The sequence below is a fragment of the Streptomyces sp. NPDC043861 genome (assembly GCF_056435905.1).
Window position 1 is genome coordinate 588,603 of sequence record NZ_JBWKDP010000001.1, and the last position, 24,892, is coordinate 613,494.

Genomic DNA, 24,892 nt, shown 5'->3' on the forward strand with positions numbered 1-24,892 from the left:
GCGGTCCGCACCGTGTCGGATCCGGCCATCGGGTGGTCGTGCTGACACTCGCTTCCTGCGTCAGTGGGATTATGATGATCACGAGGGCCCGGGTACTGCATCCCCCGTCGGTATCCGGGCCCTTCTTTTCCTGGCGGGGTCCTGGCCGGTGGTTCGCCACCGATGCGAACGGTCCTGATGCGATCCGGTTTCCCCGACCAACCTTCGGTGGTGTCCCCTGCGTTGGCGGCCGAGTTCAGCAGGAGCCCGGTGCCCCGGGTCTCTGCTGCTGTGCGGGCTCGCCCCGCCCCACCCCCGTGGGGGCAGAGCGAGCCCGGTCATGGGCGCCCGGTCACGTGGTGGACACGGGCGGTTGTGAGGGCCGGGCAAGGTGCCGTGCCAGGTGCTTGGCCGCGTCGATCACGGTGCGATCGGCCAGGTAGGGGCCGATGATCTGGATGGCCAGCGGCAGACCGTCGGCGGTCTTACCCGCGGGCATGACGAGGGCCGGGAGTCTGACATGGCCGGCCAGATTCAGCCACGCCGTCTGGTCGAAGTACGGGCGTCGTTCGCCGTCGACGGTGATGAACCTTTCGGGAACCGGTGTGGACGTCTGGTCGTCGACGGCCGTGGAAGGAACGGCCGGTGTGATGAGGACGTCATGGGTGGCGAAGTAGTCCGCCCAGCGGCCGCGCAGGTTCTCGCGCTCCTCGTTCGCGCGCAGCCAGTCCCGGTGCCGCATCGTGCGCGAGTGCAGGAAGAGGCCGCTCGGGTCGTCGACGGGAATCCTCTCGGCGGCGGCGATGTCGTCGGCGAAGCCGTCGTCGGTGGCGGTGGCGCTCGCCGTGGCGTACATGAGCCGTTGGAAGAGCTTGTCGCTGTCGGCGAGCGGCACGGGACGCGTGCTGTGGTCGACGCTGGCACCCGCGGACCCCAGGAGTTCGGAGAGCTGGTCCAAGAGCCGGCGGACAGGTTCGTCGACATGGCAGTACGGGTCGTCCTGCCACATCCCGAAGCGGTAGTCCGCCAACCGGCTGCGCCTGGGCGCGGGGAGTTCGATCCTCCAGGCGGCGGCCTCGGCGGGAGCAGGGGCGGCCAGGACGTCGAGGAGGGCGTCGAGGTCGTCGGCGTTCCGGGCGATGGGGCCGAGGGTGAGCATGTCGGAGCTGGAGAGCCACCCCGGTGGCCGGGGGATGTGTCCCCGGGTGGGGATGATTCCCCCGCTGGGGCGCAGCGCGTACACACCGCAGTAGGCGGCCGGAAGGCGGAGGGAGCCCGCGAGGTCGGAACCGAGTTCGAGGCTGGTCATGCCCGAGGCGACGGCTGTGGCCGGGCCTCCGGAGGATCCGCCCGGGGTTTTGGCGTCGTCGTACGGGTTCTTGGTCCTGCCGAAGATCGGGTTCGAGGTCTGCAGGTCCTGACACATGACCGGGACGTTCGTCTTGCCGAGGATCACGGCACCGGCGGAGCGCAGGCGCGCGACGGCATCCGCATCCTGGCCGGGGACGTGGTCGGTGAGCTCGGGTGAACCGCAGGTCGTGCGCAGCCCCTTCGTCTCCAGAGCGTCCTTGACCGTGAGGGGAAGGCCGTGGAGTGCGCCGAGCGGCTTGCCCGTCCTGGCCATGTGGCGGTCGGCCTCGTCGGCTGCCGCGCGTGCACCGTCGGCGTCCAGGGTGATCACTGCGTTGAGGTCCGGATTGGTTTCGGCGATGTGCTGGAGGTACTGCTCCAGCAGGGCGCGGCTGGTGATCGTGCGCCGGTGCAGTGCCTGGAGTTGCTCGCGGGCAGGAGCCAGGTGCAGGTCGGTGCGCGGGGGCGGTGCGCCACCCGAGCGGGAGCGCGCAACCGCGGTCATGGTGGCCATGGACGCCGCTGCGGCGATGGCCGTGGAGGCGATGAGCAGGGTGCGACGGAGGATCACGAACGGGCTCCTGAGGTGGGGCTACGGACGTCGGAGGCATTGCTCGCAGGGGGCGTGAAGTACGCGGCGACGCGTTGGAGGTGCACCAACTCGTCCTCTGTGGTGGCGAGGGCCAGCTTGGCATCGGCGAACTCGGCCGGGCTGTCGACGAGTTCGTCCGCCGCGTGCCGGGCGAGGGCGGCCCGGATCTGGTCGGCGGTGACGGCTGCGACGAACTCGGTGCCGGACAGTCCTTCGGACGCGCGGCGGGCTTCGGCCTCGACCCGCACGGCCGGATCGAGGTAGCGGCGCATCAGTTTCTGTCCCTGACGGATCTCGACTCGGCGCCGCAGCAGGGGGAAGTGGGCGCTGCGGCCGCGCAGGACGTCCTGGCCGTGGCTGGCCGGGCGGCGCAGTGTGATGCCGGGGTCGGCCTGGTCGAGAGCGGACCACAGCCGGCCCAGGCGCCGGTAACGGATGTGCGCGGCAGCCCAGTCGCGGACGCTGGTGGCACGCCGGGAGACGGTGGGGATGAGGTAGCCGATTTGGGTGAGCGTCGCGCCGATGTCCCCGCAGGCCCAGGCGAAGTCGTTGAGGTGGCTGACGCTGAACCCGGCCTCGGCCCCTATGATGCCGGCGATCCGGATGCCGCTGTATCCGAGGGTGATGACCGCGCCGATGGTCACCAGACGCAAGCTGAAGGCGATCGACCGGTTGGTGGCGCTGCGCGCATAGGTCCAGCAGGACACTGCCAGGTAGATCTCGGCGACGGTGTACGTCCCGAAGTACAGCAGTACGTAGGTCTGGAAGACGGGATCGTGCGCGTAGTACAAGGAGAAGTCGGTGGGCCGGGTGGCGGCCGGGGTGAGCGACGCGAACAGCACCGCCATGGCCGCGATGACCGCCAGGGCGGCGACGAGCAGCAGTCGGCTGCGCCGGCGCGCTTCCGCGGGAGGCTGCGACCAGTGTGCGAGGACGGTCGCCTGGAGGGCGAGGACGACGATCACGAAGCCCTGGGCAATAGGCACGACGATGTTCGGGACGCCGAAGAGGCCGTCGATGCGTACCCACACCCAGGTGAGGGAGACCGCATAGCTGAGAGCGGAGAAGCCGTACGTGAAGGCCAGCGCGACGAGCGCCGGGTCGCGGCGGCTCTTGCCCAGGTCACGCACCAGGACGAGGAATCCGGTGCCGGCGATGGCGAGGCACAGGGGGTGGAGGATGTCTTTCACGGGGCCCTATTCGGTTTCAGCGCAGCAACGTGCGGGCTATCGGGTCGACTTCCAGGCAATCCGGCGTGCGGGACGCACTCACGTGCTCCTGCAGGAGAGAGCCCAGCATCTCGGCCTCGAATTCCTCCGGTTCGTTGTAACGGGTCCGCCCCAGGACGAGCTGCACCGTTGCGGGATCGATGTCCGTGATCAGACCCCCGAGGCTGCCGGCCTCGAGCGGGGCGTTACCACGGTGGCGCTTGAGCATGTGACCGAACTCGTGGCCCACGATGATCTCGGCGTGCGCCCGGCTGACGGCCGTGTCGTAGAACACGTAGTCGGTGTCTCCGGTGGCGAGCCACAGACCGCACGGGGCCGAGGCGTCGAGGGAGTCGGGGTCGGCCGGGTCGGAGGCGAACGGCATCAGCCGGATCGACCGGCCGAGGCGCTCCTCCATGAACGGCACCAGGTCCAGGACGCTGTCGACAGCAGGCAGGTCGAGGCTCGCGACGAACTCTCTGCTCCGGCGCTCGACCTTGTCGGCGTCGCGGTCGGGTCCGCGGTTACGACGGTTGAGCCACACGGAGCTTCTCCTTTTCCTGGAGACACCAGTCGCCGGTCACGTCGAATCCCTTGCGGGGTCGTCGGGCAGGCCTTCCTCCTTGCGTACGGCTTCAAGGGCTGCCAGGACCTTGCGTTGTCCGGCGGCGGACACGCCCATCGACCGCAGCGCGATCTGCTCGACCCCGTTCTCCTTCAGTTTCCGCAGGATCTCGAACTGAGTCGTGATCTTCCGCGTGACCTCGTCCTCGACGAAATAGGCGGCCTCCACGCCGAAGAACCGGGCGAGGAGCGGAACGATGGTGATGGTCGGGGTCCGCTTGCCCGCACGGAGCAGGCTGATGTGGGACCGCGTGTAGCTGTCCTCCCCGTACGACGAGATCGTGCGCGCCACATGGGCGTTGGTGTACTCCTCCGCCCCCGGAGGACGCACCCGGTCGAACAGGAAGTTGAGGCGGTCGCTGAAGGGAGCGCCAGGGCCTGGGACGGGAACCGGTCGAGCCGGCTCCGGCGCATGGGGACCATCCCCTGGTTCCACCGCTGCACCGCCTCCCTGCCCTTGGGCGTGACTATAGTTGACGCCCGTTGTGCGTAACTATAGTTGACGTCCCGGAAAAGGGAAGCCGCCGGCCCGCTTCGTGGCCATGGTGATGATCACAGGCTGCGCCGTCGTCGCGCAGCGCCACGGCAGGGCGCTTCCCGCACGGCAGGGAACGAACAGCGGCGCACGGCTGTGCCGCCCCGACCCGGTGAACGCTCCGGTACCACCAACGGTGACTGCGCCGCACGAGGCGCGCGTTGTGCCGCGACAGCTCTGGGGCGCGGGTGCGTCGCGTGCTGCCCGGAGTCACACGTCGGCACTGGTGAGGATTCGACTATCTGGTTGGTCGCAGCACGGAGTTGGCGGCGGTCCTGCGCAACTCGGCGGCGGCGGCGCGTTGCTGAAGGGGGCTGTCACGGTCCGTCGTGGGTCCGCAGGGTGACGCGGCGGACGTTCGGGCCCTGGGCATCGACGAACATGCGCAGCATGTGACGAGGGAAGTCGGGGTGGTCGACGAGCAGCGTGGCCCTGTTCCGTGGCTCATCGTCCGGCCTGGGCCCACCGTAGGCCCCGGGGCCCTGTTTCCGGGTCCGGGGACAGGCTTGGCGTGGCCGGTGCTCCCGGGGGACGCCTACGTGGCCCGCATGGCCGCCGTACGGGCCGCTGCCGCGCCGTTGCCGTGTGGTGGGTGGTGCTCCAGGCCCGTCGGACGGCGGCCCATACGTCGAACGGCTCGCCCCATCGGGGCGTTCGGCGACCGCGGCCGCCGGTTGCGGCCCTCTCCGCGGACGTGCCCGTCGGCGGCCGCGTCGGCACGGGTGCGCAGGCGCGCCATGCAGCATGTGCCCCGCTGACCGAGCCGGCCCCCCGTACGGCGGCGGCTGCATATTCCGCCCGCACAGCGCGCACCGCACCCGCGCCCGGGGGACAGAGACCCGCTGCCCCTGCTCCCCCCAGGGCGCGCTGCCCCCTGGTGGACCATCGGCACGTCACTGTCTGCGTGAAGACGCGGTCAGGCGGGCTGCCACAGCTCGACCCGATTGCCCTCGGGATCGGTGACCCAGCCGAATCGACCGACACCCTCCATGTCCTGCGTTTCTTGGGCCACGTCCGCTCCCTTGGCGCGCAGTTGCGCGAGCATCGCATCCAGGTCGCGGACCCGGAAGTTGAGCATGGTCTGCTGGGCACGGGACCCGAAGTAGTCGGTCTCGGACTCGAACGTCGCAAACACCGTCAGGCCGGCTCCCTGATGCCACAGGCCGTTCTCATCGGCGTCCAGGCCCAGGCACTCGCGATACCACGCGCTCAGGGCCGCCGGGTCGACGGCCCGCATGAAGTATCCACCGATTCCAAGCGCACGTTCCATGCCGCCATCCTGTCAGGACGGCGGTCGGGCGGCCGGCACCACACCATCGCCCGCTTCTCCTCAGTGGCGGGGACGATTCGTGCCTCCCGAAGCGAGTTGGCGTGGGTGAGGGCTTTGACGGTGGCGGTGAGCCGGTCGGGGGCGAGCGCTCGGGCGATCCTTGTCGCTCAGGCCGTCGAGATCGACCGCCTCGGTACGGGCGGCTGTGGCATCTGCTGCGGCACCCCGCATCAGCCCGTCGCGTCATCGCGCCTCCCGCCGTCGGCCGGGATGCCGCCCTGGTGACAGCAGCACCCCGGCCGGCCGACTCAGCCGGTCCGAGTGGGCCGGGGCAGGTGCGCAGGCGGCCCGGGTTCCAGCACTCCCACCTGGAAGGTGAAGGTGCAGTTGAGCTCCCTGCGTTTGCGCCGGATCTCACGGAGGCGGTACAGGCTGCACCGCCACTGGACCTTGTACACGACCTTCAGGAACAACCACCGCGATGGCCGTCCCGCACAGTAGGCGGACTCGTCGTCGTACACCTGGAATCCGTACTCGTCGGCCAGGACCGTGATGGCGCCGGGCGAGAAGAACATCAACTGGCGCTTGCCGGAGGGCGCCAGGGCGTCCAGGGCGGCACGCATCAGCCGCCGCCCGTGCCCCTGACCACGGTGCTCCTTCAAGATGTACATGACGGCGATCTCGCACCAGTTGCCCAGCAGGTGGTGGACGAGGAGCGCACCGAGCAGCTCACCGGTTTCGGTGTGCACCAGGGCGAAGGTGTCACGGCGGCCCATCCACTCGGCCGGGCTGTAACCGGTGATCTTCGGTGAATCCCTGATCTGGCTGACGACGACCCGGGCCTCGTCGCGGGTGAGCGGCCGGCGCTGAACCTCGGTCGGAACCCGTGTCTGCCGGGAGGTGTCGTGGGCGGCGGCGGAGGCGGTGCGGTGGGTGGGCACGGCGATTCTCCTTGAGGCGTGCGGGGCGTGCGGGGCGTGCGGGGCGTGCGGGGCGTGCGGGGCGTGCGGGGCGTGCGAGGCGTGCGAGGCGTGCGAGGCGTGCGAGGCGTGCGAGGCGTGCGAGGCGTGCGAGGTGTGCGAGGTCGGTACGGGGTCGGTACGGGGTCGGGCACGGGCGGCGCCCGCGGTCGGTGCGGTGCCGTCGTCCCGCGCGGGCGGGGAACACAGCCGGGCTGCCGAGCTCAGCACTCCCGTGCTGCGCGCATCTCCGCCCATGTGTCCTCGACGGTGTCAGTGACCGGGCGGCAGCGCAGACCCGTCGCCAGCGCGCGGGTGACGTCGGCACGGTGGACGCCGTCGTGGAGCTCGTCGCCCGGTGGGCACCAGATCGGGAGGTCCGACCAGCCCGAGACCCCGGCATCGGCCAGCGCCTCCGGACCGACCCACACCAGACGCGTCGACGCGCCCGTCGCGGCGACGCACGCGTCCAGCAGGGCGCCGATCGTCGTGTGGCCGGGCGGGCCCACCATGTTGTACGGGCCGCTGAGCCCCGTCTCCAGGGCGTCCAGGATCCAGTTCGCCATGTCCCGCACGTCCACGTACTGCAGCGGCGTGTCCCTGGGACCGGGCGCGAGGAGCGGGCCGCCGCGGGCGACGCGCTCCAGCCACCAGGGCAGGCGGCCCACGTTCTCCCGAGGTCCCAGCAGCAGGCCGGCGCGCACCAGTAGGGACCGATCCTCGCCGAACTCCCGCACCACGGCCAGCTCGGCGCCCCTCTTGTCGGCGGCGTAGTCCGTGGCGTCCGCGTCCGGATCCCCGTCCACCAGCGGACCGTCCTCGTCCAGCCCGGCCGCGACGGGCCAGGTGTGCACGGAGCGGCTGGACACGAACGCGTACCTTCCCACCCGCCCCGACAACAGCCGTGCGGAGTCCCGGACGATCCGGGGCGCCGACATCCACGTGTCCACGACGGCGTCCCACGCGCCCTCCGCGAGCGCCGCCAGGCCGTCGGGTGCCGTGCGGTCGCCGCGGAGCACCGTCACTCCCGGCGGTGCCGGACGCTCGCCCCGGTGGAACACCGTCACGTCCCATCCTCGGTCCCGCGCGCCCTCCGCGACCGCGCGGCCCGCGAAGTCGGTGCCGCCGAGCACCAGCAGCCTCACCCTGTCATCCCTCTCTTCTCCGTCTTGTGCACCCTGCATCGCGGTCACGCGGCGACGGTGGTCGCCGACCGGTACGCGGTGAACCGCTCGGCGATCTCCGACGCCCGGTCCTCGGCCTCGGACAGCTTCATCTCCGAGCAGTCGTAGCCGAGTTCCTCCTTCATGATCGCCATCGACGAGGGCTCGAAGACCACCGTGCCGTCCTCGCGGATCTCGCTGATGCCGTCCTGCACCTGGCCCGAGCGGACGATCGCGTCGGCGCGTTCCGGACGCATCCCGTCGGGCAGCACGATCTCGAACGTGCCGTCCGCCTCCAGGGCGACCGGATGGCCGCCCACCGCGCCTCCCGCGCCCGGCGCGTGGATCCGGTCCGCCCGCCCGTCGGCCAGCGGCTCCAGCACGCTCAGTGCCGACGCCGCCGTCATCGCCTGGCCGGGCAGGCCGCCGGTGCGCCGGTACCGCTCGGGCAGCCGGTTCAGCAGCGCCGGTACGTCCAGATCGGCCGTGATGTCCCGGTCGCCCACCCGGATGCCCAGGCCCATCTCCGCCGGACCGCTGTCCCCGTGCCGGGACAGGCGGTGCGAGACGTAGTGGTGCGCGACGAGGCGCACCTCTATGTCCTCGGCCGGACGGCCGAGTTCGTCCGCCACGGCCGCGGCGATGCCGGGGACGTTGTTGGCGACATTGCCGATGCCGAGGTCCGGGGAGAGACCGATAGCCAGCAGCGCGGGATGCACGGCGTCGGGGTAGGCGGCGTTGACGACGACCGGGTTCACCCCGGACTGCCGGACGGCCTCCATCGCCTTCATCGTCGGCACCAGGTGCATCGGCAGCCACGGCCCGTAGTTGGCCGCGTACAGCCGCTGGAACGCCGGCTCCGCCAGCGTCGAGATCACCCACCACGACTGGTAACTCGCGGCCAGGAAGAGGACGTCGGGGCGGAACTCGGCGATCCGCTCGGCGGTGCGCGCCACGTCCCGCAGATCGGTCAGGGCGTGGCTGACCCGGGGCGCGTACCCGCGCTGGATGGCGCAGAACCGGGCCAGGTTGGTGGCGCGGAGCACCGCCTCCTCGTCCCGGCCGACCAGCCGCAGTTCCCTCGGACGGTCGCTGTGCGCCAGCTCGAGGAAGACACGGCGACCGATGTCGCCGGCGCCCAGGATCATGACCTTGCGTGCCTCGTGCGCGGGGCTGTTCATCGGATCCTTCCAGGGGTTGCGGCGGTGAGGGTGGACACGGGGGTCGCGGCGGACCGGATGAGCACGGACATCACGACGTCCGGGAGGTCGCCCATCGAGCGGAACACCTCCGCGCCCTCCCGGTGCGCGCCGGTCGCCCGGTCGGCGGTGTACTGCAGGACCCGCATTCCGGCGTCGAGCCCGGCGTCCACGCCGACCGGGCTGTCCTCGATCACCAGGCAGTCCGCGACGGCGGCCCCGGACCGCTCGGCCGCCGCCAGGAAGAGCTTCGGGTCGGGCTTCCACGCATCCACCTCGTACGCGGAGAAGAGCCGGTACCCGAAGTGGTGCAGGATCCCCGCCTTGGCGAGGCGGCGCTCGATGAGGTCGAGCGGGCTGTTCGAGGCCACGCACATGCCGGACACGCCCGGCATGGCGCTCAGCCGGTCCAGCGCGTGCGCCACGCCCTCGACGGGCTCCAGCCGGTCGCCGATCAGCTCCTCGCACCTGGCCCGCGCGATCGGCACGGCGTCCGCGGGCGGCGGTGTCCCGGCCAGCTCCTCCAGCAGGTCGAGGCACTCCTGCATCTTCTTGCCGGAGAACAGCTCGTCCCGCCGCTCCTTGCCGAGCCTCACTCCCATCAACTCGCCCACATGGGCGAGTCCGCCGTTCTCGGCGTCCTGGGTGTCCACCAGGACGCCGTCCAGGTCGAAGATGAGAAACGTTCCGTCCGGCTCATTCGTACGCATAGGTGATCCAGTCGACGCTCTCGATGGCGGCCACGGCGTCGGCCAGCTCCTGGTGGGTGGCGGCGGATCCGATGACGGCCGCCGTGTTGCCGCGCGCGCCGATCCGCCAGTCCACGCAGGCACCGGGTTCGGTGAGCACCGCGACGCTGTTCACGTTCGGCAGCCGGCGCAGCGCGGACACGTTGCGGATGGCCTTGACCCGGCGTGCTCCGGCGGGCGGAACGATCAGGTAGTGGAAGGCGATCGGCGCCCCCTTCCTGACGTCCTGGGTCTCGTACGGCAGGCCGAGGGCGGCCGCCACCGCCACGTACGCCGGGTCGGAGGTGCCGGAGCGGACGGCCAGGTCGTCCACCCACGCGCCGAGCCTGCCGTTGACCTCGATGACCCTCGGTCCGTCGGCGGTCAGCTTGATCTCGACGTCGGCCACGCCGTGGATGTTCAGTGCGCGGACGGCCCGGCAGGCCAGGTCCCGGACGGCCCGCTCGTCCTCCTCGGACACCACCGAGAAGCCGCCGTAGCCGCCTCGCTCGCGGAAGGGCTCGGCCAGCGCGAACTTGCTGGTGACGAAGACCGGGCGCACGTCGTCGCCGTCGGCCACGCAGTCCACCGCGATGTAGTCGCCCCACGGAGCCGGCGTGGGGCGGCCTTCGAGCAGCTCCTCGAGCATCACGGCCGTCTCCACGGGCCCGTCGCCCGAGGCGTCGAAGACCTCCGCGACCGCCGCCCGGCACTCCTCGGCCGTCGTCACCGCGCGGGTGTTGCGACTGGAGGCGCCGACGACCGGCTTGATGATGGCGGGCAGCCCGACGTGCTCGATGGCCTCGTCCACCTGGTCCGGTGCGGTGACGGTTCGGAAGCGGACGGCGTCCACGCCCGTTCGGGCGAACCGCTCCCGCTGGAGGTCCTTGTGCGTGATGGCGTCCACGTCGGCGGGGGAGTGGTAGCGCAACCCCAGTGCCGCGGCCAGCCGGACCGTGCGGGCGATCTGGAACTCGCTGAAGGTGATGATCCCCGCGGGACCGAGAGCCTTCAGCGCCACCACGGTCTCGTGCTCGGTGCGGCCCGCCAGGTCGACGACGGTGCCGAAGGTCTCCAGGGTCGGGATCATCTCGCGGGCGTGCTCGGTGTCGGCGACGACGAACACCAGGGCACAGCCCGCGCGCCGCGCGGCCTCGGTCAGCCGCGTCGGGGCGAGGCTGCCGGTGTCGTACACGGTCAGCAGCACCGGTTGGTCACTCATGTGTTCCACCTCTGTCCGGGGAGAGCAGTGAAGGGCGGGGCGGCTCAGGCCGCAGGCCAGTCGCCGCCGCGGCGTACGGTCATCAGCGCCTTCGCGAGCGACTCCACCGTCGTGCGGGTGAACAGCACTCGCACCGGGATCTCCAGGCCGAACTCCTCCTGCAGCTTCAGCGCCGCCCGCGTGGCGATCAGCGAGTCGCCGCCGAGATCGAAGAAGTCGTCGTACGCGCCCACTTCGTCCGCCCACAGCGCCTCGGCCCAGACCCGGGCCACCGCGCGCTCGGCGGCATTGCGCGGTGCCACGAACTCCGCCTCGGGACCGGACCGGTCGCCGTCCGGCGCCGGCAGGGCCGCTCGATCGGTCTTGCCGCTGCCCGTCAGCGGCAGGGCGTCGAGGAAGACGAACACGGCGGGCACCATGTAGTCGGGCAGGGTCCTCCCGCACCACTCGCGCAGCGCTGACACGCCGGGCGCGCGTCCGGCCGCCGGGACGCAGTAGGCGACGAGCACCCGCTCCCCGGGAACCGCGTCGTCCCGCACGGTCACCGCGCACGCGGCCACGTCCTCGTGCGCCAGCAGCGCCGCCTCGGTCTCACCCGGCTCGATCCGGAAGCCACGGAGCTTCACCTGCTGGTCCAGGCGGCCCAGGAAGTCCAGGTTCCCGTCCGGCAGCCAGCGCACCAGGTCCCCGGTCCGGTAGACCCCGTCGGCGAAGCGCTCCGCGGTCAGGTCCGGGCGCCCCAGGTAGCCCCGGGCCACGCCCGCCCCACCGATCAGGAGTTCGCCGGGCACGCCGACCGGGACGAGCCGGCCGTGCTCGTCCACCACGGACACCTCGGTGTTCGGCGTCGGCCGGCCGATCGGAACCGGGCCCCCCGCCCCTTCCCGGAGCTCGGCGAGCGTGGCGTACACGGTGGTCTCGGTCGGGCCGTACCCGTTGACGACCCGGCGCCCCGCACGGAGCATCCGCGCCGCCAGCCCGGCGGGGAGCGCCTCGCCGGCGGTGAAGACCGTGAGCCGGCGCCCGGTGTCCCCCAGGGCGTCAAGGAGCGGTCGCCAGGCGGACGGAGTGGCCTGGACCAGCGTCGCGGCGTGCCGGTCGATCAGCTCGGTCAGCGCGCGAGGGGTGCGCACCTGGTCCCGGTCGGCGCCGATGACACGGCCGCCGGTGATCAGCGGCAGGAAGACCTCGACGCCCGCGATGTCGAAGGTGGCCGAGGTGGTGAAGAGCACCCGATCGCTCTCCGGCGCCGGGAAGGTGTCCCGCATCCCGTGCAGCAGGTTGACCAGTGAACCGACCGTGACGGCCACGCCCTTGGGAACACCGCTGGAGCCGGAGGTGTACAGCACGTACGCGAGATCGTCCGGGCCCGCGCCGGTGAGGGGCTCCGCACCGCTCCCGGCGGTACCGGGGGCCTCCCGGCCGGCGTCGGCCGACGCCGGCGCGTCCACCGAGACGACCACCCGCTCACCGCCCAGCGGCCCGCGCAGCGACTCCTGGGTGACGACGACCGGCGCCGCCGTGTCCGTGAGGACGAACGAGAGCCGATCCGAGGGGTGTGCGGGGTCCAGCGGCACGTACGCCCCGCCCGCCCGCAGTACGGCGAGCAGCGCCACGATCAGCTCCGTGCCGCGCTCCAGGCACACCCCGACCGGCACGTTCCGGTGCACTCCGAGGCTCCGCAGGCGCCGGGCGAGCCGCCCGGCCCGGGCGTCCAGCTCCCGGTAGGTGACCTCATCGTCTCCGAAGACCACGGCGATCGCGTCCGGCGTCCGGGACGCCTGCGCGGCGAACAGCCCCCAGACCGTCCGGTCCTTCGGGTAGGCGACCGGATTGCGGCCCCAGGCCCGCAGGGTCTCCCGCTCCTCCGCCGTGACGACGTCCAGCTCCCGGAGAGGGAGGTCCGGCCGGTCGCCTGCGCCGGTGAGGAGAGTCACCAGGCCGTCCGCGAACCGCGCGGCGGTCCCGGCGGTGAACAGCGCGGCCCGGTACTCCAGACGCAGCCGCAGTCCGCCCTCACCGTGCTCGGCCCAGTGCAGGGCCAGATCGGGCGGGCAGATCCCGGCGGGCGCCCGGTATCCACAGTCGGCGTCCCCGGGGTGGGCTGCGAACACGGCCTGCACCAGCGGGTGGTGGCCGCCCGAGCGCTCCGGAGCCGCCCCGAGGGCGGCGGCCAGTTCCAGGAACGGGACCGCGGCCCGCTCCCGGGTCTTCCACAGGGTCGCGTCCACCCCCGCCGCCAGCTCCGCGAAGGACGGCCCGTCCTGCGGCCCGATGCCCCCGAGGCCCGTACGGACCACGACGAGGTTCCCGTCCACCGCGACGCCCACCGCCACGTCCCGCTTGCGGGCCCACCGGCCGAGGACGGCCTGGAACGCCGCGAGCAGCGCGGCGGGCAGCCCGGCACCGTGCTCCGCCGCGACCTTGCGCAGGGCGTCCGCCGTCGCCGCCGGGACGGCGCGGGTGAGCTCCGCCGTCGCCGGGTCCGATTCCGGCCCGGCGGGACGGGGGCGGTCCACCGGCAGCTCCAGCGGCTCAATCCCGTCCAGCGCGGCCCGCCAGTGAGCCGTCGAGTCCAGCGCTTCCGTCATGACGTCTCCCGAGTGCCGAGGATCCGCGCGAGTGCCTTGCGGTCCGTCTTTCCGTTGTCGTTGAGCGGCAGCCCGTCCATCAGCCGGATCCGGGACGGCACCATGTGCAGCGGCACGCGCTCGCGCAGCCAGGCGTCGAACGCCGTCGGCTCCACCTCGCGCCCGGCGTACGCGGCGGCCAGCTCCGTCTCCCCCTCCTCGGCGGGGACGGGCACCACGGCCACGTCCACCACGTGCGGGTGCCGGCGGAACACCGCCTCCACCTCGCCGATCTCCACGCGGTGGCCGCGCACCTTGACCTGCTGGTCGAGCCGGCCGCGGTGGACCATGACCTCGCCCTCACGGCGCACCCGGTCACCGGTGCGGTACCAGTGGCGGGCGGTGAGGGGGCCAAAGCCGTCGTACACCACGGCGGGGCCCTCGGCCTCCTCGTACGCGAGGAACCGGCCCGCGTTCTCCCGGGGGTCGAGGTAGCCGTCGAACCGCTGCGGGCCACGCACGCACAACTCGCCCTCGTCGGCGGGCAGTCCGTCCTCGCCGAGCAGCACCGCCTCCATGTGCGGGTACACCTGGCCGATCGGCACCGAACCGCCGGTGTACTCGGGCCAGTCCGAACTCGGGCCGGTCAGACGGTGGTTGACGCAGCCGATCGCCACCTCGGTGGGGCCGTAGGCGTTGTGTATCTGCGAGTGCGGGGCCACCTCGCGCCAGAGGGCCACATGCTCTTGGGTCACCGGCTCGGCGCCGAACGAGCTGTGCCGCAGGGTGACCGCCCGGCCCAACGGCACATGGCCCAGTCGCTGCGCCTCACGCACCACCGACGGCACCGACGACCAGTGGGTGAGCCGTCGCTCCACGATGAAGTCGACCGGACGGAACAGCTCCTGGACCGAAGGCACGACCAGCGTCCCGCCGCCGCCCCAGGTGACGAACAGGTCGTAGCAGTGGACATCGAAGGTCAGCCCGTAGACCTGGGGGTGCCGGCAGCCGGGCGCCATCTCGTAGCGGGAGATGTTGTACGCGAGATACGGCGAGACGTGCCGGTGCAGGATCGGCACGCCCTTGGGCTGGCCGGTCGATCCGGAGGTGAAGATGAGGTACGCCTCGCGGTCCGGATCGTCCGGGACCGGGGGGAGGGCCGTGCCGAACGGCTCGTCGGCCCGCTCGTCGTCGGACATTTCCAGCACGGTCGGCCGGTACCGCTCGGGCAGCAGCCGGAACAGCCCTGCCGCCCTGACGTCCACGAGCGCGGCCTCGACTCCGGCGCGCTGGGCCACGTCCAGGTTGCGTGCTTCGGGGTGGTCCGGGTTGAGGGGCACCACGCTCGCGCCGAGACGCTGGATCGCCAGATAGCCCGCGTACGCGGCGACGGTCCGGGAGGCGACGAGGGCCACCCGGCGGGGCACACCGCCGTGCTTCCGCACGAGCCCCTCGGCCAGTGTCAGCGCCAGGGCGCGCAACTGCGCGTACGTGAGGACCTCGGCGCCGATCTCCAGCGCCGGCCGGTCCGGCAGACTCAGCGCCGCGGTCTCGAACCACTGGTACAAAGTGCGCTGGTTCGCGGCGTCGCCGGGATCGGGTACGGACATGGGGCGCGGGGTCATCGGTTCCTCTCTCAGGTACGTGTCGCACGGGCCCGTGCCCGTGTCCGCAGGGCCTGCTGCCGGGCCTGCCCCCGCTCCGAGCCCCCCGGAGCGGGGCGCGGGACGAGGGCGGCGGCTGCGGCGCCGTCGCCGAAGTGGTCGGCCATCGCCCGGACCGTGGGGTGCCGGAACAGGTCGATGACATCGACCTCGCGCCCCAGCGACTCCCGCAGCCGGCCCCGGAGCCGGATCAGCAGCAGTGAGTTGCCGCCCGCGTCGAAGAAGCCGGTCTCCGGGCCGACCGCCCGGCCGAGCACGTGCTCCCAGGCGTCCGCCACCAGGCGCTCCGTCTCGTTCACCGGCCGCTCCGCCGCAGCGGCCGCAGCCCGTGCCGCCCGCCGTTCGGCCGCCTCCGCGACGGCCCGGAGCAGCGCCGTACGGTCGGCCCGTCCGCTCGGCAGCAGCGGCAGCCGGTCCAGCACCTCCAGCCGCTCCGGCAGCATGTAGCGGGGCAGCGTCCCCGCCAGGTACGTGCGCAGGGCACCGGCGGCGAGCTCGGCGCCGGGCCTGGCCACCACGGCGACGGCGAGCCCGTACCCGGCCGTGTCCCCGGCCGTCCTCGCGGACATGTCGTCCACGACGGCCTCGGCCCGGGCCACACCCGGGTGCGCCAGCAGCGCCGCCTGGACGTCGAAGGCCGCCACCCGGACGCCCCGCACCCGTACCCGGTCGGAGATCCGCCCGGCGAACACCAGCCGCCCGTCGGGCAGGCAGCGCGCCAGATCGCCGGTGGCGAAGAGCCGGCCGCCGGGCCGGCCGCCGTACGGGTCGGGCCGGAACCGCTCGGCGGTCAGCCCGGGGCGGCCCGCGTAGCCGCGCGCCACCGCCGCGCCGCCGATGTGCAGTTCGCCCACGCCCCCCGGCGGCACCGGGTCGCCGGCACGGTCCAGGACGTACACCGTGGCGTCCGCCGGAACGCCCAGCGTCACCGCGTCCGCGCCGGACTGCACGGGGCTCGCCAGCGCGGGCCCGCCCGTCTCGGCCGCCGCGTACACATGGTGCACCGCCGCCGCCCCACCGTCGTACGCGTACCGGATCACGGCCGGTACCAGCGGCTCGCCGGACGCCAGCACATGGGTCGTGCCGATCCCGACCCCGCCGGGCGCGGCGAGCGCCGAGGGCATCGCCCACACCGTGCCGCGGGCGCCACCGGTGGGGACCGTCATCCGGCCGCCCCGCACCAGCGGAGCGAACAGCTCGAAGACCGCTCCCGATGCGTCCGGGGCGCCCAGCGGAACCACGGACTCCAGTGCCTCGGCGGGCAGTTCCCGCGCTGCCCAGGTCAGTCGGGACGCCAGCTGCCGGTGCTCGAGCACCACCGGCAGCGGCTCGCCCGTCGTTCCGGAGGTGCGGAGCACGACGGCGGCGTTCCGCGGCCCTGCCACCGCCTCGGAGGGGAACACGCCCGGGGGCACCGGATCTCCGGCCGGGCCCGTACCGCAGAGGTCGGACGCGACCACCCGCACCCTCGTGCGGTCGAAGAGCGGGAAGGCGACCGGGTCGGCGAGCACCGTGTCCACGCCCGCGTCGTCCACCGCGATCCGCAGCAGGAACGCGGGCAGCGAGGGATCCAGCGGAACGCACACCCCGCCCGCCTTCCACACCGCGAGCTGGGCGGCCACCAGGTCGAGGGAGAGCGGCACACACACCCCGACCCGGACCTCCGGTCCCACGCCCAGCGCCCGCAGCTGCGCCGCCAGCTCCTCGGCCGCCGCCTCCAGTTCGCCGTAGGTCCAGGTGCGCGCCCCGGCCGCCACGGCGACGGCGTCCGGCGTCCGGGCGGCCTGTGCGGCCACCAGGGTGTGCACGCACTCCTCCACCGGGTCGGCATCCTCCGACGGATTCCACAGGGCCGGCAGCCGCCGCCGTTCGGCCGTGTCCGGCCGCAGCAGCGCGGACACCCGCTGCCCCGGGTCCACGCCGATCCGCTCGAGGACCGTTCCCAGCCGGGCCAGCAGCAGCTCGGCGACGGCGCCGTCGATCAGGTCCGCACGGTAGTCGGCCAGGACCAGCAGCCCGTCGTCGTCCGTCTCCAGGGTGTCGATCGCCAGGTCGGCCTTGGTCGTGGGCTGCCGCAGCTCCCCGGCCCGGAACAGCACACCGCCCGCCCGGTGCGCGGGCGCGGTCGGCTGGTGGGTGTACGCCACCTGGTACAGCGGGTGGTGGCTGGGGTCCCGGCCGACGCCCAGGGCGTCGATCACCTCGTCCATCGGCAGGTCCGGGTGGTCCAGGGCGTCCAGCAGGTCACCGCGCACCCGGCCGAGGAGCTCCGTGAACTCCGGGTCGTCCGACAGGTCGGACCGCAGCACCACCGGGCGGGTCAGATACCCGACGACCCCGCCGGCCTCCGTGGTGTCCCGTCCGGACAGGGCCATCCCGGTCAGCACATCGACCGTTCCGCAACCGGAGAGCACGGTGTCCACCGCGGCCTTCAGCACCATGTACAGACTGCACCGGCGGGCCCTCGCGAGCTTCTTCAGGGGTTCCACCACGCCGGGCGGAACGAGCGCGGTGCGCCGGTCCCCGGCATGCCCGGCGGCCGGGCCGCGGGGAGCGGACACCGGCAGCTCCAGCACCTCGGGGCCACCGGCCAGCCGGCCGGTCCAGTAGCGCAGGTTCTCCGCACGGTCCCGCTCGTCCTCCTTCGTGCGCAGGGCCAGGAAGTCGCCGTACGCCACGGGCGGATCCGCCGGCAGCGAAGGGCTGCCGTCGGCGAACGCCCCGTACAGCTGCACGAGTTCGGAGACGAACAGGGCGAGGGACACCCCGTCGAAGACGATGTGGTGGACGCTCACCAGCAGCCGGTGCGCCGTGCCGTCCAGCCGGAGCAGCCGCAGCCGCAGCAGCGCGCCGCCGTCCACGTCGAGCGGCTCCGCTGCGAACTCCTCGGCGAGTGCGGCGGCCTCCGCCCGTGCGACCGGCTCGGGCTCGGGCAGGTCCGGTGCGGCGGAGGCGGCGTCCCGTACGCACTGCACGGGTTCGCCGTCCGCTCCCCGGGCGACCCGGGTGCGCAGCGCGGGGTGGCGGCGCACCAGCTCGCCCAGCGCCCGGCCCAACGCTTCCCGGTCCAGCGTGCCGTCCATGTCCACGGCGAAGGGGATGCTGAGGAAGGGGTCGTGCGGGCGCAGTTGCGCCGCCGTCCACAGCCGCATCTGGCCGCGGGTGAGGGGGAGTCGGAGCTCCTCGGGGCACGTGGTCACGGGGTCACGTCCGATTCGGCGGGCGCCGGCTGCGCCGTCGCCGCGGGGCGGGGGCGGCCCAGCGGGGCGAGGGCGATGAGTACGGCCGCGGGCAGCAGCAGCGCTCCGGTGAGCACGATCGACTCGGCGACGCCGGCCAGGTCGGCGGTGATCCCGCCCAGCACCACGCCGAGGACCGTGAAGTTGACCATCAGGGCGTTGAACAGGCCGACGCCCCGGCCGCGCAGCTGCTCGGGCATGTCGCTGAGCAGGGTGTTGGCCACCGGCACCTGGAAGAGACCCGAGCCCAGTCCGGCCACGAGGCACCACACCAGCACGACGGTCACTCCCAGCGAGTCCCGCAGGCGCCCCGTCGGGTCGAGCAGCAGCAGCGAGACGCCGAACAGCGCGATCGACCAGATCAGCAGCTTCCGGTCGGAGTAGCGGCGCACCAAGGGCGGCCCGAGCAGGGCGCCGGCGACCGAGCCGGCGCCGAACGCCGCCTGCGCCAGCCCGTAGTCGAACGGGGCCAGCCGGAAGACGTTCAGGAGCTGGGAGTTGAGATTGGTGGAGAACAGGCCCAGCGCCAGCATCACCGGCACCAGCACGACGGCGAGGAAGCGCAGCGACGGTGTGGCCAGCACCCCGTCGAGGCCGGTGCGCAGCGACCGCCAGTACGGCTCCCGAGGGCCGCCCGCCACGGGCACCTCGCGGAGCACCGTCATGGTGCTCAGCAGCAGCGCCGAGACCACGAAGGTCGCCGCGTCGATGACGAACACCGCCGAGACACTGCCGAAGGCGAGCAGCAGCCCGCCCATCGCAGGGCCGACCAGGTTCAGGGTGTGGTTGGTCGACTGGAACAGCGCCACCGCCGTGGGGATGCTGTGCCCGCGGACGATCAGCGGGATCGCGGTGAGACGGGCGGTCTCGAAGAACGACTTCCCGATCCCGCTCAGCAGGATCAGCACGAGCAGCAGCAGCGGCGAGTCCCGTACGGCGATCATCAGCAGGGCCAGGACGGCCCGGACCAGGTCCGAGCCGACCATCAGCACCCGGGCTGGCATCCGGTCGGCCAGCGGACCGACGAACGCGCCGAGCACCCCGGACGGCAGCAGCTGGGCGATGACCACCAGGGACACGTACAGCACCGGGTTCTCCGTCTCGGTGGCCACCACGTAGATCAAAGTGATCTTCGTGATGGCGTCACCGAGGAAGGAGGCCACGACGGCCAGCCAGTACCGGATGTACATCCGGTCCTTGAGGAGCTCAAGCATCGGTGTGGCCTCCCGCTTCGTGGTCCTCGTCCCGCAGCACGTCGTTGAGCACGCAGGCGACGTCCCGGACGTGCGGGTGGCGCATCATCGTGTAGTGGTTGCCCGGCACCGTGCGGACGTCGATGTCCCGTCCGGTCAGCTCCCGCCACGAGCCGGCCGGGTCGTGGGTCTCCTCGGCCGCCCGGATCAGGGTGACCCGGCCCTTGACCGGGTCGGGGCGGAAGTTCCACAGCAGCCGCAGGTTGGCCTCCCACAGCTCCAGCACGCCCGCGATCTGCTCCCGGCCGGCGTCCGGCGGAAGATAGCCCGAGGCGCGGGCCAGCTCCAGCAGATGGTCGAGATGCTCGTCCGGCGTCATCCCGCGCAGCTCATCGGCGGACTTCAGCCGGTCGCCGTAGTCCCACTGGAGGTTGGCGGCGACGGCCTCCACGATGTCGGCCCGGTCGGGTTCGGATCCCTCCGGGACCACCGCAGGGGGATGCGCGTCCATCATCACCACGGACACCCGCTCGCCCGTCCGCTCCAGCTCGGCGGCGACCGCGTAGGCGTTGGCGCCGCCGTAGCACCAGCCGGCGACGGTGTACGGCCCCTCGGGCTGCACACCGCGGATGAGCTCCGCGTAGGCGGCGGCCCGTTGGCCGAAGCCGTCGAACGGCAGTCGCCCGTCCACCGGCGGTGGGGAGGCCAGGGCGTACACCCGCCGACCGCCCTCGACGAGCTCGGCGAACGGCATGTAGCAGACGACCTCGCTGCCCGCGGGGTGGGCGAAGAAGACCGGGGCAGCGGTGGCCTCCCGGTTCTCGTCCTCGCCGGAGCCCAGCTCGACGAGGTGGACGGTGTCCTCCTCCGTGTACCCCTCGCGCAGCATCCGCGCGAAACGCTCCACGGTCGCGCCGCGGAAGATCGCGGCCATCGGCAGCTGCCGGCCGAACCGCTTCTCGATCTCCGCCATCAGACGCAGCACCAGCAGGGAGTGTCCGCCCAGGTCGAAGAACCGGTCGTGCAGACCCACCGGAGCGACCCCGAGGACCTCCTCCCAGACGTGCGCGACCTCCAGTTCCAGCGCGTCGCGCGGAGGCACATAGCTGCCGGCCGCGCGCTCGACCACCGGCGCGGGCAGCGCCCGGCGGTCGATCTTGCCGCTCGTGTTCAGCGGGAGCGAGTCCATCCGTACGATCACCGACGGAACCATGTAGTCCGGCAGGAAGTCCCGCAGGTGCTCGCGCAACTCCTCCTGCGACGGCCCGGCTTCCCCTCCGGCCTCCGCGTAGCCGACCAGCCGCCGGTCGCCCGGCCGGTCCTCGCGGACCAGCGCCACCGCGCGGCCCACCGCCGGGTGCCGCTCGAGCCGCGCCTCGATCTCGCCCAGCTCGATCCGGAAGCCGCGCAGCTTCACCTGGCCGTCGTCGCGGCCCAGGAAGACCAGCGTGCCGTCCTCCCGCCACCTGGCCTTGTCGCCGGTGGCGTACATCCGGGCTCCCGGGCGACCCGAGAACGGGTCGGGCACGAACCGCTCCGCCGTCAGCCCCGGCCTGCCGCGGTAGCCGCGGGCCACGCCGGTGCCGCCCAGATACAGGTCGCCGGGCACCCCGATCGGCACCGGGCGCAACCGTTCGTCGAGCACGTACGCCTCGGTGTTGGCGAGCGGGCGGCCGATGGAGATCTGCTCCGTGCCGCTGTCCAGCCGCTGCGCGGTGGACCAGACCGTGGTCTCCGTCGGACCGTAGACGTTCCAGGTGCGGCCCGGCCGGCGGACGAGCCGCCCGGCCAGCGAGGGCGGCAGCGCCTCGCCGCCCACCAGGGCCCGGAGCGAACCGTCGTTCTCCCAGCCGGCCTCGACGAGCAGGTGCCAGGTCGCCGGGGTCGCCTGGAGCACGGTCGTGCCGGTCTCGGCCAGGACCTCGGCGAGCCGGCGGCCGTCGACCGCCTCCTCCTTGCGCACGATGTGCGTACGGGCCCCGGCGACCAGCGGCCCGTACAGCTCCAGGCCGGCGATGTCGAAGGTGATCGGGGTGACGGCGCTCAGCACGTCCCCCGGGCGGAGGCCCACTTCGCCGGCCATCGCGAGGAGCAGGTTGACCAGATTGCGGTGGGTGACCTCCACGCCCTTGGGTCGGCCCGTGGAGCCGGACGTGTAGATGACGTAAGCGAGCCGGTCCTCGGCCATCGCGAGCTTCGGCGGCACCGGCGGGGCGGCGGCGATGGTCTCCGCGTCGGTGTCCAGGCAGACGCGCCCGCCCGGGCAGTCCGCCAGCGCGTCCAGCATCCCGGAGCGGGTCAGCACCAGTCGGGCGCCCGCGTCGCCGGTCATGTCCGCCAGGCGGCCGGCCGGATGGGCGGCGTCCAGCGGCAGGGCGGCGCCGCCCGCCATGGTCACGCCCAGCAGCCCGACCACCAGGTCCACCGACCGGTCCAGGCACACGCCGACCACGGACTCCTCGGCGACGCCCCGCTCCCGCAGGTACGAGGCGAGCCGGCCGGCCCGCCCCACCAGTTCCGTGTACGTCAGTGACTCGTCGCCGCAGGACACGGCCGCCGCGTCGGGCGTGGCCAGGGCCTGACGCCGGATCAGGTCCTCCAGGCACAGGCCCGGTTCCCGCTCGGCCCCGGTGCGGTTCCACTCGACCAGCATCCGGTGCGCTTCCTCGGGGCCGACCGGTGACAGGTCCGCCACGGCCACCCCCGGGTCCTGGACCATCTGCTCCACGATCCGGGTGTACTGGCGGGCCATCCGCGCCATCGTGCTCTCGTCGAACAGGTCGGTGTTGTACTCCAGGAGGCAGTGGAAGCGGTCCTCGGAGACCGCCGGGTCGTCGGCGACGGCCAGCATGACGTCGTCCTTGGCGGTGGCGTTGTCGAGGGTCAGCTCCTCCACCGCCAGGCCCGCCATCGGCGCCTGCTCCTCGTAGTGGAAGTCCACGAGGACGAACGACGACTGGTAGACCGGTGTCCGGCTCGGGTCGCGGTCGATGTCCAGCTCGTCCAGGAGCGTGCCGAACGGGATGTCGTTGTGGTCGAAGGCGCCCATCATGGTGGTCCGGGTCGCCCGCATCAGCTCCCGCAGCGTCATCCCGGGCCGCAGCGTGGAGCGCAGCGGCAGCATGGTGAGGAAGTAGCCGATCGTGGACTCGATCTCGGGCCGCCCACGCGTGGACGAGGTGGTGCCGACGACGATGCTGTCCTGGCCGGACAGCCGGTGCAGCAGCAGCTCCCACGCCGCGAGGAGCACGACGAACACGGACACGCCCTCCCGTTTCGCCAGCTCCTTCACCCCCTGGGTCAGCTCAGGGGTGAACAGGAACTGGTGACGGGCGCCGTGAGAGGTCATGACCGGGGGACGCGGCCGGTCCGTCGGCAGCTCGAGTACCAGGTCGGCGCCGTCGAGCTGCTGCTTCCAGAACGGCAGCTGCCGGCGCGCGACCTCCTCCCGCAGCCAGGCGGGCTGCCACTCGGCGTAGTCCGGATAGTGGACCTCGACATCCGCCAGCTTCGGCTCGCGGCCGGTGGCGTACGCCGAGTACAGCTCGGCGATCTCGGTGTTGAAGATGCCCATGGAGCCGCGGTCCCAGACCAGGTGGTCCACCGTGCCCACCAGCACGTGCTCGTGCTCGGTCAGCTTCAGCAGGGTCACCCGCAGCAGCGGCCCGCCGACGATGTCGAAGGGGACGCGCAGCTCTTCCGTGGCGAGCCGCAGCATCTCCTCCTCACGCCGCTCCGCCGGCACGGACCGCAGGTCGACCTGGCGGATCGGCACGTCCATCGTGGCGTGCACCACCTGGACCGGCTTGTCGCCGTCCTGCTCGAAGGTGGTGCGCATCGCCTCGTGACGCCGGACGAAGGTGTCCACCGCCCGCTGCAGGGCGCCGGTGTCGAGGCCGCCGCGGAGCCGGGACGCGAAGTACACCGTGTAGACCGGATCCGCCGGGTCGAACTGGTGGATGAGCCAGATCCGCTCCTGGTCCACGGTGAGCGGCACCCGGTCTCCGCCGCTCCGGCGGGTGACGGGGCCCAGCGCCTGCTCTGGCACGGCCTTCGAGGCACGCTCGCGCATGCGGCGGTCCAGGAGGGCGCGCTGGGCCGGGGTGAGTCCCGCGAGCCGGGACGAGAGGTCGGTCACGGCTGCCGCCCTTCCTCGGACCGGTACCGGTCCTTCAGTTCGGTGAGGTGTTCCAGGCTCTTCAGCACCCGGTCCGGCGCGATGCCGAAGTCGACCAGGCAGGCGACCTCGTCCACCCCGAGGTCCACCAGGTCCTCGATGAGCGACTCGCACTTGTCGGGGGTCCCGAGCAGGGCCAGCGAGTCGAAGTAGCGCTCGAAGGCCCGGTCGAGCATGACCTCCCGCTCGGTCTCGCCGAGCTTGGAGAACTCGCTGTCGAAGCTGTCCTGCTGTGCCAGGAACGACTTCAGATAGCCGGTCAGCGGGCCTCTGACCAGCTCCCGCGCCTCGTCGTCGTCCGGCCACAGGAAGGTGTGGACCATCGCCGTGACCCGCCCGGCCGCCGGGTCGTGTCCGGCCCGGGCGCGCGCCTCGCGGTACGCGGCCGTGTTGTCCTTCAGGGTCGCGGGATACTGCGCCCCCACGCCGGTCAGCAGGTTGGCGCCGATCTCCCCGGCCCGGACGAACGTCTCCGTGCTGCCCTGGGTGGACACCCACACCGGCAGCTCCGCCTGCAGGGGCCGGGGCAGTGACCGCACGCTCTGGAGGCTGCCGTCGGCGCGCGGCAGCTCCACGCTCTCGCCCGCCCACAGACGCCGGATCGTGGCGATGGCGTCGAACATCTCGTCCTTGCGGTGCGGATAGCGCCGCTGCCCGTCGCCGGGCGCCAGGACGAAGTCGTCCGGGTGCCAGCCGGAGGCCGCAGAGATGGCGGCCCGACCGCCCGACAGGTTGTCCACGACCGCCCATTCCTCGGCGACCCGCACCGGGTGGTGCAACGGCAGCACCGCGCTGCCCGCCCGGATCTGGATCCGCTCGGTCAGCACCGCGAGGGCCGCTGCCAGGACGGACGGGTTCGGGTACAGGCCGCCGAAGTCGACGAAGTGCCGCTCCGGCACCCAGATCCCGCCGAAACCCTTGCGGTCCGCGAACCGCGCGCTGTCCAGCAGCAGTTGGTACTTGCCCGGGCCCGCCGCCGTGCCGTCGCCGGAGAAGAAGAACAAGCTGAAGTCCATGGTGCTGCCCGGGCGCCGCGACCGGCGCGGCGCGGCGGGCTTCGCCGGCGTCCGCGCCCGGTCCCCGGTGGCCAGCTCCTCGGGCGCCCGGAGCTTCCGGTCCCGCAGGGACTTCTCCAGCAGCGCACGCTGGCTCGGCGACAGCGAGGCCAGCCGCTCCTGCACCCCTCGGGCGCCGTCCGTCCCGGCCGTCTCGTCCGCCAT

16 protein-coding genes are annotated in these 24,892 nt (G+C 72.7%); all 16 read right to left on the reverse strand.

Going from position 1 to position 24,892, the window contains the following annotated elements; all coding sequences use genetic code 11:
- Positions 1-331: 331 nt before the first annotated feature.
- The 16 genes from AC068D_RS02410 to AC068D_RS02485 all read right to left on the reverse strand — a co-directional run bounded on the left by AC068D_RS02410 (position 332) and on the right by AC068D_RS02485 (position 24,892).
- Entirely contained in the window at positions 332-1,900 is a 1,569-nt protein-coding gene (locus tag AC068D_RS02410; protein WP_478821030.1) for an amidase, read from the reverse strand.
- A complete protein-coding gene (locus tag AC068D_RS02415) occupies positions 1,897-3,111 on the reverse strand; it encodes an MAB_1171c family putative transporter (RefSeq protein WP_478821031.1) in 1,215 nt (404 codons plus the stop codon). Before AC068D_RS02415 ends, AC068D_RS02410 begins: the two co-directional genes overlap by 4 nt.
- A 16-nt stretch (positions 3,112-3,127) precedes the next feature.
- Positions 3,128-3,673, reverse strand: a complete 546-nt coding sequence (locus AC068D_RS02420) for a hypothetical protein (protein WP_478821032.1) — start codon at positions 3,671-3,673, stop codon at positions 3,128-3,130.
- A gap of 36 nt (positions 3,674-3,709) precedes the next feature.
- The gene (locus AC068D_RS02425) at positions 3,710-4,084 is read right to left on the reverse strand and encodes a hypothetical protein (RefSeq protein WP_478821033.1); all 375 of its coding nucleotides are present in this window, start codon (positions 4,082-4,084) and stop codon (positions 3,710-3,712) included.
- Positions 4,085-5,204: 1,120 nt separating this feature from the next.
- Positions 5,205-5,558 (reverse strand): VOC family protein, encoded by a 354-nt coding sequence (locus AC068D_RS02430; RefSeq protein ID WP_478821034.1) that lies wholly within the window; start codon positions 5,556-5,558, stop codon positions 5,205-5,207.
- Positions 5,559-5,866: 308 nt separating this feature from the next.
- Positions 5,867-6,775, reverse strand: coding sequence for a GNAT family N-acetyltransferase (locus AC068D_RS02435; RefSeq protein ID WP_478821035.1), 909 nt, complete (start codon positions 6,773-6,775; stop codon positions 5,867-5,869).
- Entirely contained in the window at positions 6,742-7,662 is a 921-nt protein-coding gene (locus AC068D_RS02440) for an NAD-dependent epimerase/dehydratase family protein (RefSeq protein WP_478821036.1), read from the reverse strand. Before AC068D_RS02440 ends, AC068D_RS02435 begins: the two co-directional genes overlap by 34 nt.
- 44 nt (positions 7,663-7,706) lie before the next feature.
- The gene (locus AC068D_RS02445) at positions 7,707-8,861 is read right to left on the reverse strand and encodes a hypothetical protein (protein ID WP_478821037.1); all 1,155 of its coding nucleotides are present in this window, start codon (positions 8,859-8,861) and stop codon (positions 7,707-7,709) included.
- A complete protein-coding gene (locus AC068D_RS02450; protein WP_478821038.1) occupies positions 8,858-9,589 on the reverse strand; it encodes an HAD family hydrolase in 732 nt (243 codons plus the stop codon). Before AC068D_RS02450 ends, AC068D_RS02445 begins: the two co-directional genes overlap by 4 nt.
- Entirely contained in the window at positions 9,576-10,829 is a 1,254-nt protein-coding gene (locus AC068D_RS02455; RefSeq protein WP_478821039.1) for an ATP-grasp domain-containing protein, read from the reverse strand. Before AC068D_RS02455 ends, AC068D_RS02450 begins: the two co-directional genes overlap by 14 nt.
- Positions 10,830-10,873: 44 nt before the next feature.
- Positions 10,874-13,420, reverse strand: coding sequence for a non-ribosomal peptide synthetase (locus AC068D_RS02460; protein WP_478821040.1), 2,547 nt, complete (start codon positions 13,418-13,420; stop codon positions 10,874-10,876).
- Positions 13,417-15,024 (reverse strand): AMP-binding protein, encoded by a 1,608-nt coding sequence (locus tag AC068D_RS02465; RefSeq protein WP_478821041.1) that lies wholly within the window; start codon positions 15,022-15,024, stop codon positions 13,417-13,419. Before AC068D_RS02465 ends, AC068D_RS02460 begins: the two co-directional genes overlap by 4 nt.
- A gap of 11 nt (positions 15,025-15,035) precedes the next feature.
- Positions 15,036-18,263 (reverse strand): non-ribosomal peptide synthetase, encoded by a 3,228-nt coding sequence (locus AC068D_RS02470; protein WP_478821042.1) that lies wholly within the window; start codon positions 18,261-18,263, stop codon positions 15,036-15,038.
- A complete protein-coding gene (locus tag AC068D_RS02475) occupies positions 18,260-19,516 on the reverse strand; it encodes an MFS transporter (RefSeq protein ID WP_478821043.1) in 1,257 nt (418 codons plus the stop codon). The genes AC068D_RS02470 and AC068D_RS02475 overlap by 4 nt, the downstream gene beginning before the upstream one ends.
- The gene (locus AC068D_RS02480; protein ID WP_478821044.1) at positions 19,509-23,633 is read right to left on the reverse strand and encodes a non-ribosomal peptide synthetase; all 4,125 of its coding nucleotides are present in this window, start codon (positions 23,631-23,633) and stop codon (positions 19,509-19,511) included. Before AC068D_RS02480 ends, AC068D_RS02475 begins: the two co-directional genes overlap by 8 nt.
- The gene (locus AC068D_RS02485) at positions 23,630-24,892 is read right to left on the reverse strand and encodes a MupA/Atu3671 family FMN-dependent luciferase-like monooxygenase (RefSeq protein ID WP_478821045.1); all 1,263 of its coding nucleotides are present in this window, start codon (positions 24,890-24,892) and stop codon (positions 23,630-23,632) included. Before AC068D_RS02485 ends, AC068D_RS02480 begins: the two co-directional genes overlap by 4 nt.

Bases quoted from the DNA above. Each gene is read 5' to 3' on its own strand.
- AC068D_RS02430 (WP_478821034.1), bottom strand. From the start codon at position 5,558: ATGGAACGTGCGCTTGGAATCGGTGGATACTTCATGCGGGCCGTCGAC.
- AC068D_RS02435 (WP_478821035.1), bottom strand. From the start codon at position 6,775: ATGGGCGGAGATGCGCGCAGCACGGGAGTGCTGAGCTCGGCAGCCCGG.
- AC068D_RS02445 (WP_478821037.1), bottom strand. From the start codon at position 8,861: ATGAACAGCCCCGCGCACGAGGCACGCAAGGTCATGATCCTGGGCGCC.
- AC068D_RS02450 (WP_478821038.1), bottom strand. From the start codon at position 9,589: ATGCGTACGAATGAGCCGGACGGAACGTTTCTCATCTTCGACCTGGAC.
- AC068D_RS02455 (WP_478821039.1), bottom strand. From the start codon at position 10,829: ATGAGTGACCAACCGGTGCTGCTGACCGTGTACGACACCGGCAGCCTC.
- AC068D_RS02460 (WP_478821040.1), bottom strand. From the start codon at position 13,420: ATGACGGAAGCGCTGGACTCGACGGCTCACTGGCGGGCCGCGCTGGAC.
- AC068D_RS02465 (WP_478821041.1), bottom strand. From the start codon at position 15,024: ATGACCCCGCGCCCCATGTCCGTACCCGATCCCGGCGACGCCGCGAAC.
- AC068D_RS02475 (WP_478821043.1), bottom strand. From the start codon at position 19,516: ATGCTTGAGCTCCTCAAGGACCGGATGTACATCCGGTACTGGCTGGCC.
- AC068D_RS02485 (WP_478821045.1), bottom strand. From the start codon at position 24,892: ATGGCGGACGAGACGGCCGGGACGGACGGCGCCCGAGGGGTGCAGGAG.